This is a genomic window from Solibacillus sp. FSL W7-1436 (assembly GCF_038007305.1).
Classification (GTDB): Bacteria; Bacillota; Bacilli; order Bacillales_A; family Planococcaceae; genus Solibacillus.
The window spans coordinates 622,131-638,992 of sequence record NZ_JBBOWV010000001.1 but is presented as its reverse complement, the minus strand read 5'-3'; the positions used below and the strand labels follow the sequence as shown (position 1 = coordinate 638,992).

Genomic DNA, 16,862 nt, shown 5'->3' with positions numbered 1-16,862 from the left:
AATGAAATCGAATGAACAGTTTAGCTTATTTGCAATAGAAGAAGTAAAACCGAATCGTTTCTTGTATGTTGTAAAGGATAACGAAGTGAAAGATATGGAGTTAGATGAATTATTTGATGCTTCAAAATTTACGAGAATTCGTGCTGTTTCATTTGTGGCATCTCCAAAATTCTTCTTTAAGATGACGAAGGATTTTGAAGAAATTCAACTAATACTTGGGATTGAGGATGGTCATGTAGCTGGGGCATTCATTACAGGGCTTCAAGCTTTACTCGCGATTGATGAACGGATTAATTTGTTTCAAAGCCTACCGGAAGAAGTGCAGGAGCGTATCCGGGCTGAACGGTATCAAGTGCGCTATTCAAAGAAGAACGATCCGATTCACTCCAAAATTTATTTGTTAGATGGCAAGGAAGATAAACGTGTCATGCTAGGTTCAGCGAATTTTACGGAACAAGCGTTTAACCAACGTAAACAATATGAAGAATTGTTAGTTTTTGATAACTCGCCTCTGTTTGAGCTATATGATCAGCGTTTTAATGAAATTTACGAGGAAACGGTTGATTTTGTACCTGAGAAATACAAACATAACTTTATTGGTGAGCCGATAAATGTAGCAGATCCAGATCAATTGTTTGAAGCGTTATTAGAAGAAGTAACGAGCGGTAAAGTATTTACGGAATTTACAGAAGTGCAAATTGAAGAATTGACGGAAGCATCATTGCATGCCAATTCAAATACGGAACAAATAGAAAGTGTGAGGCAACTCATTGAGGTCATTACGAAAAAAGACCGCAAAACAGGTAATCATATTATTTTACCGCCAGCCCAATTGGATAAGAAAAATATTACGATAAAAAGTAAGCTTTCGAGACTCAATAAGCGAACGGAAGAAGTGGATACACGAGGTTTCATTGAGTACAACGACAGCAATCATCTGCTTTATAAAAAGGCTGATGAGGAAAATATGTTTTTATTTTCTAAGCGAGCAACGAAAGAGGACCTGAATAAGCAACTAAAACTAATTCATGCATTTATTGATGCCTATAAAACATATACAGTGCAAAGTTCAACAGATACGCAAACCCGTATTTTTGAAGCGATTTTGTACGCGTTCATGTCCGCACATATTTGGAAAATCCGTGATCATTATGTTTTAGAAGAAGGACGAGAGAGTGTCCGCCGTAATATTCCATTATTTTTAGTATTAGCGGGTCGAACAAGTTCGGGTAAAACGTCTGCACTGGAATTCATTAATTTGCTAATTGGTAATACACAATCTTATTTATCATACGAACAGATTAACAAGAAAAATATGATTGTTGATTTGTTTTATACTTCCAATGTAAATCCGATTCTTGTAGACGAAGTAGATTCAAAGTTTTTTACAAGTACAGCAGCGGATAAAGGCGAACGTTTAATTAAGGATGTGACGAACAATTTAGACAGCAAACATCCTGTATTCATTTGTACGACGAATACGACAAACTTTGATGCGACTGCCCAAGTGATTTCGCGTATATACTATCTTCAAATTGATAATACATTTGATAAACAGAAACAAGCCGAATCAAGCAAGTTTTTAGGGAATATTATGAGTGAAGTAAATTCTACGCTATATCAGGATTTTACAGGCCGATTAGCGGACCGGATTAAGCATCATGACGTGTTTTATACAGCTGAAGACTACTTATTTATCGCACGTGAAATATTTAAGGAATATCATGTGGAATGCGAGTTGGAATTACCGAAATGGTTCTCGACTCAAAAATTTGATGATTATAATGAACGTGGAAAGAAGATTTGGCGTGAACTATTTATAAGTAACAAAGAGGCTTTTGATGTCCGAAATGATAATACTGTGTATGTCCGTAGCGAAGTGTTGGGAAAACGTACGAAGCGAGAGCGTGAGGAAATTATCAACTACTTACCGCCAGAGAGTATTCTAGAAGATAATACGGTGTTGATTTTGAACAAAGAGATTTTTATGAACTTTATTAACGAAATAAGTACTAAAGCGTTTTGGCGCAAGTGGTTTAGTTATTCGTAATATTAATCTAAAGAGGGACATGCTATGTCATGCACCTCAACTTTATTTTCGTCCATTCTTAATAAAAAATGCAGTAGCAGCTGAAATAATTGTAAGTGCGGGACCGCTTCCTTTTTTTAGTCCATCCCCTATACAATCACTACAAAAAATACCAAATTTTATTAAATTAGAACATTCTTTGTTTTTACATTTAGTAAAAGTGCTATCACATTCTGCGCAAGTGAGCCTGTTCTTTTCAGTGGGCACAAATAACGTGACTTTTTTACAATGTATACATTTAAATTCCGTCATGTGTTATTCCTCCAATAATTTATTGGGATTAACTGTATATTCTATGCTCGTATTACTAATCTGATTTTGTAATTTTAGTTGAGTTTGATGAAATTTATCAAATTGTGTTTCTAAATTATTTAAGTTATCAAGAAACGCTATAGGTAATTTCTTATTACTTGAATCAATTTCATAAATCATCTTTTCCAAGAGCTTAGAGTGCTCCTATATTAAAACTTGCATTTTTAAAAAATTATGCAGCTTCTGATAGTGCCTGTAATTGCGCATTGATACGATCGACTGCTAATTTGCAGGCATTATAAATAAACGTTACGAGGTTGAAATGCAGTTTCGCTTTTCTACCTGTTCTGTGACGGATATTGTTTAACTGAAAGAATTGCTTTAAGTAGGCATTCACTCGTTCAACGGCTGTCCGTTCTTTGTAAAGTTTTTTCCATAGTTCAGAGCCACGTGCTGGATACGTGTACTTGCGAATATCCGTTTCGCACTTGATTTTGAATACCTTTTGACAGAGCGAATCTTCGCGTAATGGACATGTTTCACATTCTTTAGGTCGTGTGAATTTAAGGGTACGATATTTTTCATCAAAGCTGTCGTAACAGTAACTATGTTCACGCACACATGTTGGTCGAAAATGTTGATCCAAACCAATTATTTCACCTTCTCGCCGGACATTATAAGGAATGACGGCACGCATTGTTTGGCTAAGTGCTTGGCGATAAATCGGCTCATAATCATACCCTGCATCAAATATGGCCGTTGTAAAATGGTTCGGTACTAATTCCGCTACCTTTTTCAGTAGTGGAATCGCAGCTTTACTATCACTTAAGTTGCCCGAAGACATGAGACGAGCAACGATATATTGGCTTTTTGTGGACACAGCTAAATGCCCTTTAAAGCCATACCAGAACGTGTTTTTACCTTCGCTATTTTTCTTGATTCCCCAATTCGGCTCGATTGGGATATCCCGCCAGAGTATGTTAGCTGGAATCGTTAACTGCGCCTCTAGTTTCTTTTCATAAGTTGTTAGATTCGCTTCGATTTCTGCTTGTTCAGTGAGCCAGGCAGCGTGTTCTTCCTTTGATTTACGCCCACGTTTTTTCGGTGGTGCAGCTTCTTTTTTCTCAGAAGGCTTTGACGCATCACGAGCCTCAAAATGTGTGGCGTCAAAACCAAGATGTTCATCACAAAGAAACCCTTCAATAAAGGCGGTTTGAATGAGTTCATCTTGCATCGTATCCATTACATCTGACTCACTAATCACGCGAATCATCCGTGAATAAGACGCTTCAGATGGCACTGAATCCGAAACGAGAAAACCGCAATCCAAACGAAATAAAGGAGCGTTGACTAAACGTTTGACTAAATCTTTTACTGTAGGAATGCGTTCGACGATCCGAATAATCAGTGATTGAATCATCGCACCATAGTTACATTCACGTGGAGCGCCACGCAATGTCTTTTTAGAAAAAAGCTGAAAAATTGGCTGTACATCGAATGTTGAGAAAATGGCATCAAAACGACGTGAACTTTCCAAATCCAATAATTCTTGGATGTCAAAAAGGCTAATTTGTTTTACAATAGTCATAGGGCATTCACCTCTTGGTTAATTTGGTTTCGTCGCTTAAATTATACCAAAATGGGGAGGTGCCCCTTTTTTATTGTTTGAAACCCCTTGATACCGAAGGGATTGGAATTATGAAATTAACTCACTTAAAATTGAGTTAATATTTGATATTTCAATTTGATCAAGGTTAAGTATATTAAAAAGATATCTTAATTTATTTGAAATCTTTAAATTATATTCTTTTAGTTTTGATTGAGCTAAATCATAGTACTTATCGGCAGCCCATTTGCAGGTTGGAGATTCAATTAAAATAAAAAACGTGCCCCGCTTGTTGGACATATCCGACAACCGGGGCGCAGTTCAGCTTATAACTGTCTTTTTATGCGTGTTGAACTGCAGCTTACGATTCGGCAATCATTAGCTGGACATCGTTTTGTTTAAAGAAATCCACGTATTTGGAAGGCAGGCTTCTGTCGGTTATAAATGTATTGATTTCTTGGATTTGAGCAAATGCAGCTATTGAACTTTTATCGATTTTTGAATAATCCAGTAGCATTGTAACTTCTTTGGAGGCTTGAACCATTAGTTTTTTCAGTTCTACTTCGTATACATTGAAGTCTGTAAATCCTGATTCTATAGAAAAACCATTTGCTGAGACGAATAGATGATCTACATGAATTGTGTTTAATATCTCCTTACATAACGTCCCCTCGATTGAATAGGATCCTTGTTTGACAATCCCACCCAATATGATAACGGTAATATTCGGTAAATCCGTTAACTCAATTGCCACTTTCAATCCGCTTGTGACAACGGTTAAGCGAAGGTTTGTTTCCTTTAGGAGAATGGCCAATTCCAGCGCAGTGGAGCTGGCATCCAGCATGATGCATTGGTTATTTTTTATTTTTTTGAAAGCGGCACGTGCAATTTTCACTTTTTCACTCTTATTTTTTGATTGGCGGGCAGAAAAACTTGTATCCGGTATATTGTGGTCAACCGCCATGGCACCCCCGTGAGTACGCATTAATAATTTTTTCTCTTCCAATTTCCTTAAATCGCTTCTTAATGTGGCTTCTGATACATTGAGAAGGGCGGTCAGTTCTTTAATTGTAATACTATTTTGTTCGTCTAATTTTTCTAAAATAATTTGTTGCCTTTCGTACCCAAAAGCTTTTTTCATAGTATTCACCATTCTTATATTTTAGTTAGTGTTGCCATTATATCACAGTTGTTTGTACTTAGAAATGAAACGCAAAAAAAATGCACATAAAAAGTTACAAAAAAACAATAAAATAAAACAAAACGAAAACAAACGAAAAAAAGTGATTGCAAAATGTAAGCGCTTTTGTTAAGTTAAATTGTATATAAGGGAAAATTTACTAAACGTAAAGGGGATGAATTAATGAAATCGGTTGTAGAAATTCCAGAAAAAATGAAAGCGGTTGTTGCTTACGCTCCAGGAGATTATCGTTTGGAGGAAGTAGATGTACCTAAATTAGAAGATGGCGAAATACTGGTAAAAGTAGAGGCATGTGGAATCTGTGCAGGTGATGTAAAAGCGTTTGAAGGTGCACCGAGCTTTTGGGGAGACGCGGATCAGCCGGCTTACATTAAAGCCCCTATGATACCCGGACATGAATTTATTGGACGTATTGTCGCACTTGGCAACAATGTGAAGGGTGACTTTAAAGTTGGGGACCGGGTAATCTCGGAACAGATTGTCCCTTGTGAGAAATGCAGATTTTGTAAAAAAGGTCAGTATTGGATGTGTCAAAAGCATGATCTATACGGCTTCCAATCTAATGTAAATGGCGGCATGGCACAATATATGAAATTTACAAAAGAAGGGATCAACTACCATGTTCCTGAGGAGCTGCCGATAGAGAAAGCTATTTTAATCGAACCGTATGCATGTTCCTATCATGCGGTGCAACGGGCAAAGATAGAGTTAGAGGATATTGTTGTTTTAGCAGGAGCAGGTACATTAGGTTTAGGAATGATCGGTGCCATTAAAAAATCAGGTCCGGCAAAGCTTATCGTTCTTGATTTATTTGATGACCGCCTGGAGCTGGCTAAAAAGTTTGGTGCAGACATGGTGTTGAATCCTAGTAAAGATGATGTCTATCAAATTATTTCGGATTTAACAGAGGGCTATGGCTGTGATGTCTATATAGAAGCAACAGGAGCGCAGAAGTCTGTTGAGCAAGGTTTGAAATTGATCAGAAAACTTGGTCGCTTCGTGGAGTTTAGCGTATTCAAAGATCCTGTAACGGTAGATTGGTCCATCATTTCCGACCGAAAAGAGCTGGACATTTACGGATCGCATTTAGGGCCGTATTGCTATGAACCGGTTATTAAAGGAATTTTAAATGGGGATTTACCGACAGAAGGTGTTGTCACACATACCTTACCATTAGAAAAGTTTTCAGAAGGTTTTGAATTAGTAAGCTCTGGCCAAAAGTCATTGAAAGTTGTATTAGATCCATTTGCATAGAATTTATTCTGAACTAAAGTCAAAGGGGACTGGTTATGGAAAATAATTTACAGCTGAAATCCATCGGGAAAATCGGAATGGATAAAAAAATGTTAGTCGGTTATATTGGGGTACTCTTCTTTATGATTGGTGATGGTTTGGAACAGGGTTGGCTTTCTCCATACTTGACCGAGCAAGGGTTGACTGTACAAAATGTTGCAACCTTACTGAGTATATATGGTTTGGCGGTTGCATTTGCTTCATGGCTATCAGGGGTGTTGGCAGAAATTTATGGACCGCGGAAAATGATGATCTGCGGATTATCACTATTCGTTGCAGGAACGCTCACTTTTTTGATTATCGGAATTCCAACAGGCAATTTAGCGGTTATGATACCTACATATGCTTTACGTGGACTTGGTTATCCGTTATTTGCTTATTCGTTTCTAGTATGGATTACGTATTATGCACCTAAAGAAAGATTAGGGACAGCTGTAGGTTGGTTCTGGGTAGCATTTGCTGGTGGACTGAATATGGTTGGTGCTTATTATTCAAGCTTTGCTTTACCGATTTTAGGAGAAATGTTGACACTTTGGAGTGCGTTAGTGTTTACGACAATCGGCGCTTTATTCGGGATTTTGCTTTGTAAGCCGGTAATTGCTAATGATAATTCAGCTGATAAAAAATCGCTGAAACAAATTTTAAAAGGAATTACGATTGCTTTTGAACGTCCAAAAGTCGGACTGGGCGGTATTGTCCGGATGATTAATACTTCCGGTGCCTATGGATTAGTCGTTTTTTTACCGGCGTATATGATGAGTGCCGGATTTACGATGGCACAGTGGCTTCAAATCTACGGTGCACTGTGGGCCAGTAATGTAGTGTTCAATTTGATTTGGGGTGCGGTGGCAGACCGGATCGGTTGGAGAGAAACAATCATGTGGATTGGCGGAATCGGCTGTGCGGTCTTTATGGCTTCTCTTTATTATGTGCCGCATTTCTTTGGTGCCAATTACTTAATAATGAACTTGGTGGCAATCGGTTTTGGGGCATGCTTGGCGGCATATGTACCGTTATCTGCCTTAATCCCATCTTTAGCTCCAGAAAACCGTGGGGCGGCCATGTCTATTTTGAATTTAGGTGCAGGCTTAAGCTCCTTCGCGGGTCCGGCAATTGCTGGAGCATTAATCGGAGGCATCGGGGTAGTCGGCGTTATTTGGACATATGTGTGCATGCATTTAATCAGTACCGTATTGATGATTTTTGTGAAGCTTCCTGAAAAAAATGCGCAGGAAAGCGATCAATTGGACTTAGCGCCAGAAGTATAACAAGGAAAAATAGAACTTAAGTTATTCAATGAAAGGGTTGTGTATAATGAAGATTGGATTAGGGTCAGACCATAATGCTCATAGTCTGAAGATTCAGTTATGTAAACATATAGAAGAATTAGGTCATGAAGTGGTAGATTACGGATCAAATGATAGCTGTACAGCGGTTGATTATCCGGGGGTAGCCTTCAGAGTGGCAACAGCCATCAACGACAAAGAATTGGATCGAGGGATATTACTTTGTGGAACCGGTCTCGGAATGGCAATTGCAGCATGTAAAGTGCCGGGCATTCGTGCAGCGACAACTCATGACGTATATTCGGCTGAACGTGCATGTAAAAGCAACAATGCACAAATTATTACATTAGGTGAAAAAGTTATCGGAGTGGAGCTGGCAAAGAAAGTTGTAGAAGTATATATTGAATCAACTTTCCCAGGGGGAGATTCGGCCCGAAAAGTCCAGCAGATTGTCAACCAAGAACAGGCGTTTTATGCAAAGGGGTAGGAGTTAAATGAAAAAAATTATAAACGATCCGAATAATGTTGTCGATGAGATGATCGAAGGATATGTAAAATCTTATCCGCAACATGTTCAATTATTGGAAGAAAATAACCGGGCGATTGTTGCTGTTAAAAAAGAAGAAAAAGATAAAGTAGGAATCTTGATCGGAGGCGGATCAGGCCATGAACCCGCATTTATGGGGTATGTCGGCTATGGAATGGCGGACGGTGTAGCGGTAGGAAATATTTTTGCTTCACCATCCCCAGATCCGATTATTGAGGTTTCGAAAAAAATCGATACTGGTCAAGGTGTTGTCTACATTTACGGGAACTATGCCGGGGATTTGATGAATTTTGGCATGGCAGCAGAAATTGTAGAACTGGAAGAGGATATAAAAGTACAAAGCATTATCGTAAAAGATGATGTAGCCTCCGCACCAAAAGAGGAAGCTCATAAAAGACGCGGAATTGCCGGCGAGTTTTTTGTAACGAAGGTGGCTGGTGCGTCTTCTGAAAAAGGCTACGCTTTCGATGATGTTGTGCGAGTAACAGAAGAAATGAACAACAATATACGTACAATGGGTGTAGGCCTTACACCGTGCGCATTGCCGCAAACAGGTATGCCAAGCTTTGAACTGGCGGCTGACGAAATGGAAATTGGTCTGGGTCATCATGGCGAGCCAGGAGTGGAAAAGGGGAAGCTCCAAACAGCAGATCAGATTGTAAGCAGATTAGTTAATGACATTTTAGAGGATATGCCTCTTGATAAAGGGGAGAATGTTGCCGTTTTAGTGAATGGATTAGGTTCTACTACGAATATGGAACTGTACATTATGTTTAGAAAAGTAGAAGAGATCCTCACAGGAAAAGGCATTACAATCCACCGTTCTTATGTAGGTGATTACAGTACATCTTTAGAAATGGGTGGAGCTTCTATTACAATAGCGAAACTGACGGATGAGTTAGCGCAGTTAATTGATTTCACAGCCGATTGTCCAATGTTTACTCAAATTTAAGGGGGCAAAATGATGGGATTTTCAGTACAGCAATTTAAAACTTTTTTATTGAATGTAGCTTCTATGGTTGAAGAAAAAAAGGAATATTTATGTGAATTGGATCGTAAAATTGGCGATGGCGATCATGGCGTTACGATGTCAATCGGGTGGCAAGCCATTAAAAAAGAATTGGAAAGTACATTAGCTGATGAAGAGGATTGTGCAGTGATCAGTTCCAAAATCGGACGCACATTTTTAAGTGCTGTCGGCTCATCAGTCGGCCCGCTATATGCGACAGGATTTATGCGAGGGGCAAAAGTGCTGAAAGAGAGCGATATTTCTCAAGACGATACATGGTGCAACTATTGGATTGCCTTTATCGATGGTGTTCATGAGCGCGGTTCAGCTGAAATTGGCGATAAAACGATGATGGACGCACTTCTGCCAGCAAAGGCGCAGTTAGTTTCAGAAGAAAATAAAGGCTTAAGCATGGTCGAAGTGTTCGAGTTAGCGGTTGAAAGTGCATTGGATGGTGCGGCAAAAACGAAAGACATGCTTTCAAAAAGAGGGCGTTCAAGTCGTTTAGGAGAGCGATCTATCGGTAATCAAGACCCGGGCGCTACATCTGTCGCTTACGTACTCGAGGAATATTTGAAGTCTTTAAAAACTGCAGTGCAAGTATAATAGTGGATTTTACTCGCTATTCACAAGCGGAATTCGCAGGAGTTATCTCTCTTAGGAGGTTTACATGTCGAATAAAATAAAGAATTTTGAAGAACAGTTTATTAAAGTAACAGAGGCAGCAGCACTTGAAACATTGCCATGGATCGGACGAGGGAATAAAATTGCTGCAGACAATGCAGGGACGAGCGCAATGCGCAGAACGTTAAACCGCCTTCCGATTGAAACAACGGTTGTGATTGGCGAGGGGGAAATGGACGAAGCCCCGATGCTCTACATTGGTGAAAAGTTAGGGAAGGATAGTCTTCTCCAGCTGGATTTGGCCGTTGATCCAATTGAAGGGACAACCTTAGTCGCAAAAGGTATGAATGATGCGATGGCGGTATTGGCAGTCGCGCCGAAAGATACGCTTTTACGCGCTCCGGATATATATATGAAAAAAATCGCATGCGGTAAAGGTGCAAAGGGTGCCATTAATCTGGCGGATTCGTTAACGGTAAATATGCATCGTGTAGCTAAAGCACTTAATAAGAACATTAAGGATTTAACGGTGATGATTCAGGACCGTCCGCGTCATGAAGAGTGGGTTCAGGAAGTACTGCTTGAAGGTGCAAGGGTGAAGCTATTCCACGAAGTTGATATTACGGGAGTTCTGGCTACTTCGCTGGAGCATTGTGAAGTCGATTTATTCATCGGGGTAGGCGGTGCTCCTGAGGGAGTGATTGCAGCAGTTGCCCAAAAAAACTTAGGTGGAGACTTCCAGGGGATGCTTGTACCGGACGAAGCTCAATATGATCGATGCGTCAGTATGGGAATAGAAGACCCGCATCAAATATGGACAATCGATGAACTGGTAAAATCGGATGAATCATTGTTTTGTGCAACAGGCATTACAGACGGCCTCATTTTGAATGGTGTTAAAACAGTGGGAGATCTGACGAAGACACATAGTTTAGTAGTAGAATCCAACACACACCAATTTGTAGTGGGAGAATATAATACACTTGCTACGAACGCCTAGATGAAAACGAAATAGATGAGAAGTTTCCATTAAGAAGCCCCGGATTGTTGAACGTAACAATCCGGGGCTGTTTTTTGCCCTATTCCTTCACCTGCACAAAAACATATAACTCCGCATAGCGTTGATTGCGGTGGGATTGAGCATTTTGTACGATGATTTGCAGCTTTGCGCGGTCGTTTTCTGCGATTACAGTAGCTTCCTCTACGGATAACTCTCTGTAATTACTTGTTAAGAGGATGTCTAGTTCCTCCAACGGCCATGCTAAAAGCTCCTGCTCGTCTTTCTCTAACACGAGCTGGTCCTTTTGTAAACGGAGCTGCATATTGTTGGCTAATTCAAATCGTCGGTGCATTGAATTTTGTGAAGCGGATACTTGCACAAAATAATCGTATTGATCAATGTCGGTAATAACCGGTTCATCCCAATCTAAGTTCGTCGTATAATACACTTCATTCGTATAATCTTTATATTGCTGCGAGAAACCAAAGATTTTATCAAAAGGTTGATCAGGTAGCCACGTAATGTCATAATCCATCCGCTGTAAATAATCGAATTTCTCTGTAATGAATTGCTTATCTTCCTTAGAAATATCGGGATTTGGTTGAACTTCCCCATCATACATACCGAGCGATTGCAACCGCTCCTGCAGCAGAGTTTCCTGATTGTGTTTACTAATCGTAAAGGCATCAACAGGCGGGATGACAGAAAGTAAACTAAACCCGATAAAAATCGGTGCAACAAGCCATTGCTTTTTCGGCATGAATGTAAGAATCACTGCGATGGTAATGGCAAATACACCGAATAAAATAACGAAATATCGGCCATGCGTAATCCCGGCTTCACCAATTTTCATGATGGAGACAACGAGTTGATAAAGCACAATGACAAGTAATACTTTCGGGAAAATGAGACGGAACCATTTCGTTAATCCATTTTCGATTACGTTGCTTAAAAAGTACACGACGAGCACAGTTGTCACGAAAAATACTAGTAATGGCTCGAGCAGATTTTCCGACCAGTCGGTGAAATGCAGGGCAATATAAATCACTAAAATCAAAGCATACACCATTGTCAGCGGTACAATGACGTACGAAATCAACACCTCAAGAATATGGGCTGACTCTTCTTCCTTCAGCGTCAGTGACAGGAAGAATAATGGAGTAAACAATCCAAATACAGTAGCCGCTATATACTCGATGATATGTGAACTAACTGGAAACAGTAAATAATTGATCGCTGCATAAACAAGCATTAATCCAACAAAGATAACGATGGAGAAGAAGGCTGTGATGAGTATGCTTTTGAAAATATGGAAAAAACGTGCACTGAAATTTTCTTTGCCGAGCCATATAAAGCCCATCATGAGCGCACTTACCACAATGCCTGTTTGGATCGCTAATATGAGATCATTGGAGTTGCTGATCCAAAAGAAAAGACCTGTAAAAATGATTGCGATGCTGTATGTTAGGACACGTTTGGCAAATAAGTCTGCTACAGATGCCGCGAATACAGCAACAACAAGTGCTGCCAACCATTTATCATAGTTTGTCACAGTACCGCTAATTTCTGCTACATTCACGATGAATAAAACGACTAAGAGCACAGTAGCTAGTGGAAATGCTTTGATTGCATCGGTTATTCCTGCAAATTGTTGAAAGATTCGATTAAACCTCATCAAAGATACCCCCTTTATGTCTTCATTATATGCTTTTATTTTATATGCTCAAGTTAATAATTTTCTCTTATTCTATGAACATCCTGTTGATACCCATAACGCTAAAAACCGTTATTTTGATAAGGCAGCTTTTTTAGGAAGTAGCTTGAAGCATTTTCATTTAATTGACTAATTAATAGATTAATTAGTATGAACTTTCAGAAAACTTATTGCCTTTTACCAATGAGTATGTTAAATTACTATTCAACGTTTGAAGTTTAAACTTCAAAAAATGAATCATGAAGGAGTGACTTCTTTTTTGAGTGTTAAAACAAGCACGATTACCGAACGGATTGAGGCGCATTTTGATCAGCTTTCAAAAGCGCAGAAAAAAGTAGCTCAATTTGTCCTGAAAAATCCAACTTATGTTGGGGTACATTCGGCTAGTGAAGTAGGTTTTAGTGCAGGCACAAGTGAAACAACGGTGATCCGATTTTGCTACGCGATTGGCTTGACGGGCTATGCACAGCTCCAAAAGGAAGTCACGATGTTCGTTTTTGGAAACAATACGAATAGTACGTTAGGCAATTATGTGGCATCAAAGGAAGCATTATTTCATGAACCGCAGCTTGCAGAAAAGGTCATGGGACAGGTAAGTAATCAAATCATCAATATTGCCCAGCAAATCGACCCAGACCAATTCCAAGATGTCACAAGACGCATGCATCAAGCATCGACGATTTATTTAATCGGTGCGGGTGCTTCACAATTTGCAGGACATTGGCTGGAATTCACATTAAATATTTTACGTCCAAATGTACAAGTCGTTGAGCCACACACAGGTGTGCTGATCCGTACATTACAGGAAATGGATGAGGACGCATTAGTCATCGTCATATCATTGCATCGTTATTATAAGGAATCCATTGCATTAGCGAAAATGTTTCATGAGCAGGGGGCCTATACGGTGGCAATGACGGATTCAAACGTGGCACCGATTATCCCTCATGCAGATACTACATTTGTATTGCAGCAAACGGAGCTTTCAACGATAGATATCATGCCGGCATTGATTGCTTTTATGAATACACTCGTTGTGGGCATGGTGTCGCATGATTCGGCGTATTATGAGCAACAACGCAAAAAGTTTGATGATTTTCAAAATAGTTTTTTAGCAGATCGATGGAGTTGAGCCGTATGGAGAAAAGTTTAAACCAAATATTTGAGCATTTACATCATCATCCTGAAGTGAGCTGGCAGGAGGTAGAAACGACACAATTTATTGCAGAGCAGCTCACACAAGCAGGGCTTACACCCATATTATTTGAGGGGATGACTGGCTTGTATGTGGATATTGGTCCAGGTATCCCGAAAGTTGGTTTCCGCACAGATATCGACGCCCTGTGGCAGGAAGTAGATGGGATCTTCAAGGCCAATCACTCCTGTGGGCATGATGGACATATGACGATGGCACTCGGAGTGGCATTTGCCTTGCAAAAAATGCATCTATCGAGTGCAGTACGGATTATATTCCAACCAGCAGAAGAAAAGGCAGCCGGTGCGAAGGCGATTGCGGAACGCGGCGTAGTCAATACGTTGCAGTTTTTGTTTGGCACACATGTACGCCCGCTTGTGGAACTTGCAGAAGGTTATCATGCACCAGCGATCTATCATGGGGCAGCAAAACTCATTAACGGCACCATTACTGGTATCGAAGCACATGGCGCAAGACCAGAGCAGGGAATAAATGCAATTGAAGTTGCCGCCGCACTTGTAGATGCGCTAAAACGTATATGGATCAAACCTGAGGAAAGCGCCTCTATTAAAATGACCCAGATTCAAGCAGGGGGTGCATCAACAAATATCATTCCAGGCACCGCGACATTTAGTTTAGATGTGCGCGCACAAACGAATGACACAATGGATGCGCTCACAAGGGGTTTACAAAAGGCCATTGATGCTGTCAGTGCATTATACGGAGCAGCCATTACGACAACAATTGGCGCTCATATTGCGGCAGCACAGGTCGATGAAGAAGCAAAAGCCATTATGCGACAGGCGATTATTGAAACGGTTGGGATCGAGTATTGTGCACCGGATATCGTGACACCGGGAGGCGAGGATTTTCATTTTTATGCGTATACGAAGCCGCATTTAAAAACGACGATGCTCGGCTTAGGCTGTGGCGTCACACCGGGGTTACATCATCCGCAAATGACCTTCAACCAAGATCAGCTTGAGACAGGAGTAGAAATAATAAAGCGGGCATTACTTGGCGCGTTACAGCATTTAGAAAGAAGCGATCAAATATGATTTTAATAAAAGAACTAACGACACTAGAAGAAATGCAGCAAGTGCAAGTGCTTGAGCAGCAAATTTGGCAAATATCCCCCCTGCCGACACATCAAACATTAACAGCGGTCAAGCATGGCGGCATTATGGTAGGAGCCTATGAAGGCGAAACACTAGTCGGCTTTAGTTACGGCTTTGCGGCACTCAATAATGGCAAAACCTATTTATGTTCACATATGCTTGGCATTGATGAGGCCTATCGTTCTCAAAAAATCGGGGAAAAGTTGAAAAATGCGCAGCGTGAAATCGCAATTCAAAAAGGCTATGACCTGATGGTATGGACATTTGATCCACTTGAAACACGCAATGGTTATTTAAATCTAACAAAGCTTAACGGCATTTGTGATACGTACCTGGAAAACTGTTATGGCGAAATGCAGGATGGCTTTAATAAAGGTTTACCATCGGATCGTTTTGAGGTGCATTGGTATTTAACGTCTGATTATGTAGCGCAGTCTATCCAACCTGATTTCGAAAATCCGGTACCGGTTGGTGAAATGGTTTGGGAGCAGGAAAGTTTATGCAAGATCAAGTTACATAACGTAGATTTCACGAAGCCTGTTTATGCTTTACCTGTTCCAAAGGATTTCCAACAATTAAAGGCTTCGAGTCAGCAGCATGCGATGCACTGGCGATTAGTTGTGAGAGAAGCTTGCCAGGCATTATTTGCAGCGGGCTACGCAGCTGTTCGCTTGCAGCAGCAGGAAGCGTGGAATGAATATATTTTTGTACGAAAAGACACATTAGCACTTGGAGGCACGCAATCATGAAAATTACCGAAATTACAATTAGGCATTTACAAATGAAGCTAAAGGCACCTTTTACAACAAGCTTTGGCACATTTACAAATAAAGATTTTTTATTACTTGAAGCAAAAGATGAACAAGGGACAATCGGCTGGGGTGAATCTGTAGCTTTCCACTCACCATGGTATAACGAAGAAACGTTAAAAACAAACTGGCACATGCTGGAGGATTATTTGATTCCGTTAATTTTAAATAAAGAAATTAACCATCCCGATGAAGTGAGTGCTATTTTTGAGCCAATCCGTAAAAACAATATGGCGAAATCAACAATTGAAGGCGCAATTTGGGACATTTATGCCCAACAAACGAATCAAACACTAGCAGCTGCACTAGGCGGTACAAAGGATCAGATCGAGGTAGGAATTAGTATCGGAATCCAAAAATCGATCGAGGATTTAGTCGCTTTAGTAGATGAATATGTACGTGACGGTTACAAGCGCATCAAAGTAAAAATCAAGCCAGGCTGGGATGTGGAAGTGATGCGTACACTACGTGAAAAATTCCCGGATGTGGCGATTATGGCAGACGCCAACTCTGCTTACCGTCTAGAAGATGTGGAACTTTTAAAGCAGCTTGATGAATTTAACTTAACAATGGTGGAACAGCCCTTAGCTTCGGATGATATTATCGATCATGCAACACTGCAAAAACAAATGACAACACCGATTTGCTTGGATGAAAGCATTCACTCATTAGAGGATGCACGTAAAGCAATCGAAATCGGTGCGACAAAAATTATTAATATTAAAATCGGTCGTGTCGGTGGCTTAACAGAAGCTAAGAAAATTCATGACTATTGCGAATCAAAGGGCATTCCGGTATGGTGTGGCGGCATGCTGGAGTCGGGTGTGGGACGTGCACATAATGTAGCACTGACAACTTTATCGAACTTTATTCTACCGGGGGATACAGCGAGCTCGAATCGCTACTGGGAAAAGGATATTATCGAGCCTGAGGTAGTGGCGGAAAATGGTTATATCCAGGTACCGCAAACAGCTGGCATCGGCTATGCGATTAATCGTGAAACAGTGGAATCTTATACGGTCGAAAAGAAAACATATAACTAATCCAAATAACTCCTTAAGCACGAATGTTTGTGCTTAAGGAAATTTACGGACTATTTTATCAGAAAATTCAAATAAT

Annotated in this window: 16 protein-coding genes; 11 read left to right on the top strand and 5 right to left on the bottom strand. The window is 40.2% G+C overall.

Features of this window, described 5'->3' with window-relative positions; translation table 11 throughout:
• Position 1 precedes the first annotated feature (1 nt).
• Positions 2-2,050, top strand: a complete 2,049-nt coding sequence (locus MKX73_RS03210) for a phospholipase D-like domain-containing protein (protein ID WP_340716269.1) — start codon at positions 2-4, stop codon at positions 2,048-2,050.
• A 42-nt stretch (positions 2,051-2,092) separates the two neighbouring features.
• Here the strand turns inward: MKX73_RS03210 and MKX73_RS03205 are convergent, their stop codons facing one another.
• The 4 genes from MKX73_RS03205 to MKX73_RS03190 all read right to left on the bottom strand — a co-directional run bounded on the left by MKX73_RS03205 (position 2,093) and on the right by MKX73_RS03190 (position 5,088).
• Entirely contained in the window at positions 2,093-2,341 is a 249-nt protein-coding gene (locus tag MKX73_RS03205; RefSeq protein WP_340716268.1) for a hypothetical protein, read from the bottom strand.
• 3 nt (positions 2,342-2,344) lie between these two features.
• Entirely contained in the window at positions 2,345-2,530 is a 186-nt protein-coding gene (locus MKX73_RS03200; RefSeq protein WP_340716267.1) for a hypothetical protein, read from the bottom strand.
• Positions 2,531-2,573: 43 nt separating this feature from the next.
• A complete protein-coding gene (locus tag MKX73_RS03195; protein WP_340716266.1) occupies positions 2,574-3,929 on the bottom strand; it encodes a transposase in 1,356 nt (451 codons plus the stop codon).
• Between the two features lie 379 nt (positions 3,930-4,308).
• Positions 4,309-5,088 (bottom strand): DeoR/GlpR family DNA-binding transcription regulator, encoded by a 780-nt coding sequence (locus tag MKX73_RS03190; protein WP_340716265.1) that lies wholly within the window; start codon positions 5,086-5,088, stop codon positions 4,309-4,311.
• Between the two features lie 222 nt (positions 5,089-5,310).
• On the opposite strand from MKX73_RS03190, the gene MKX73_RS03185 reads away from it, so the two are divergent.
• The 6 genes from MKX73_RS03185 (at position 5,311) to glpX (ending at position 10,907) form a co-directional block, all read left to right on the top strand.
• A complete protein-coding gene (locus MKX73_RS03185) occupies positions 5,311-6,402 on the top strand; it encodes an MDR/zinc-dependent alcohol dehydrogenase-like family protein (protein ID WP_340716264.1) in 1,092 nt (363 codons plus the stop codon).
• A 35-nt stretch (positions 6,403-6,437) separates the two neighbouring features.
• Positions 6,438-7,709 (top strand): MFS transporter, encoded by a 1,272-nt coding sequence (locus MKX73_RS03180; RefSeq protein WP_340716263.1) that lies wholly within the window; start codon positions 6,438-6,440, stop codon positions 7,707-7,709.
• A 46-nt stretch (positions 7,710-7,755) separates the two neighbouring features.
• Positions 7,756-8,214, top strand: a complete 459-nt coding sequence (locus tag MKX73_RS03175; RefSeq protein WP_340716262.1) for an RpiB/LacA/LacB family sugar-phosphate isomerase — start codon at positions 7,756-7,758, stop codon at positions 8,212-8,214.
• Positions 8,215-8,221: 7 nt separating this feature from the next.
• Entirely contained in the window at positions 8,222-9,226 is a 1,005-nt protein-coding gene (locus MKX73_RS03170) for a dihydroxyacetone kinase subunit DhaK (RefSeq protein WP_340716261.1), read from the top strand.
• 12 nt (positions 9,227-9,238) lie between these two features.
• Positions 9,239-9,889 carry a dihydroxyacetone kinase subunit DhaL gene (gene dhaL, locus MKX73_RS03165; protein WP_340716260.1) on the top strand — a complete coding sequence of 217 codons (651 nt, stop codon included), beginning with the start codon at positions 9,239-9,241 and terminating at the stop codon, positions 9,887-9,889.
• 64 nt (positions 9,890-9,953) lie between these two features.
• Positions 9,954-10,907 carry a class II fructose-bisphosphatase gene (gene glpX / locus MKX73_RS03160; RefSeq protein WP_340716259.1) on the top strand — a complete coding sequence of 318 codons (954 nt, stop codon included), beginning with the start codon at positions 9,954-9,956 and terminating at the stop codon, positions 10,905-10,907.
• A 79-nt stretch (positions 10,908-10,986) separates the two neighbouring features.
• On the opposite strand, the gene MKX73_RS03155 is transcribed toward glpX, so the two are convergent.
• The gene (locus MKX73_RS03155; RefSeq protein ID WP_340716258.1) at positions 10,987-12,582 is read right to left on the bottom strand and encodes a DUF4153 domain-containing protein; all 1,596 of its coding nucleotides are present in this window, start codon (positions 12,580-12,582) and stop codon (positions 10,987-10,989) included.
• Positions 12,583-12,880: 298 nt separating this feature from the next.
• Between MKX73_RS03155 and MKX73_RS03150 the strand changes: the two genes are divergently transcribed.
• From MKX73_RS03150 to menC, 4 genes are read left to right on the top strand one after another with little or no spacing between them, the layout of a single operon-like run.
• Entirely contained in the window at positions 12,881-13,753 is an 873-nt protein-coding gene (locus tag MKX73_RS03150) for a MurR/RpiR family transcriptional regulator (protein ID WP_340716257.1), read from the top strand.
• A gap of 5 nt (positions 13,754-13,758) precedes the next feature.
• Positions 13,759-14,874 carry an amidohydrolase gene (locus MKX73_RS03145; RefSeq protein ID WP_340716256.1) on the top strand — a complete coding sequence of 372 codons (1,116 nt, stop codon included), beginning with the start codon at positions 13,759-13,761 and terminating at the stop codon, positions 14,872-14,874.
• The gene (locus MKX73_RS03140; RefSeq protein ID WP_340716255.1) at positions 14,871-15,683 is read left to right on the top strand and encodes a GNAT family N-acetyltransferase; all 813 of its coding nucleotides are present in this window, start codon (positions 14,871-14,873) and stop codon (positions 15,681-15,683) included. The genes MKX73_RS03145 and MKX73_RS03140 overlap by 4 nt, the downstream gene beginning before the upstream one ends.
• Positions 15,680-16,786 (top strand): o-succinylbenzoate synthase, encoded by a 1,107-nt coding sequence (gene menC / locus MKX73_RS03135; RefSeq protein ID WP_340716254.1) that lies wholly within the window; start codon positions 15,680-15,682, stop codon positions 16,784-16,786. The genes MKX73_RS03140 and menC overlap by 4 nt, the downstream gene beginning before the upstream one ends.
• The last annotated feature ends 76 nt before the right edge of the window (positions 16,787-16,862 follow it).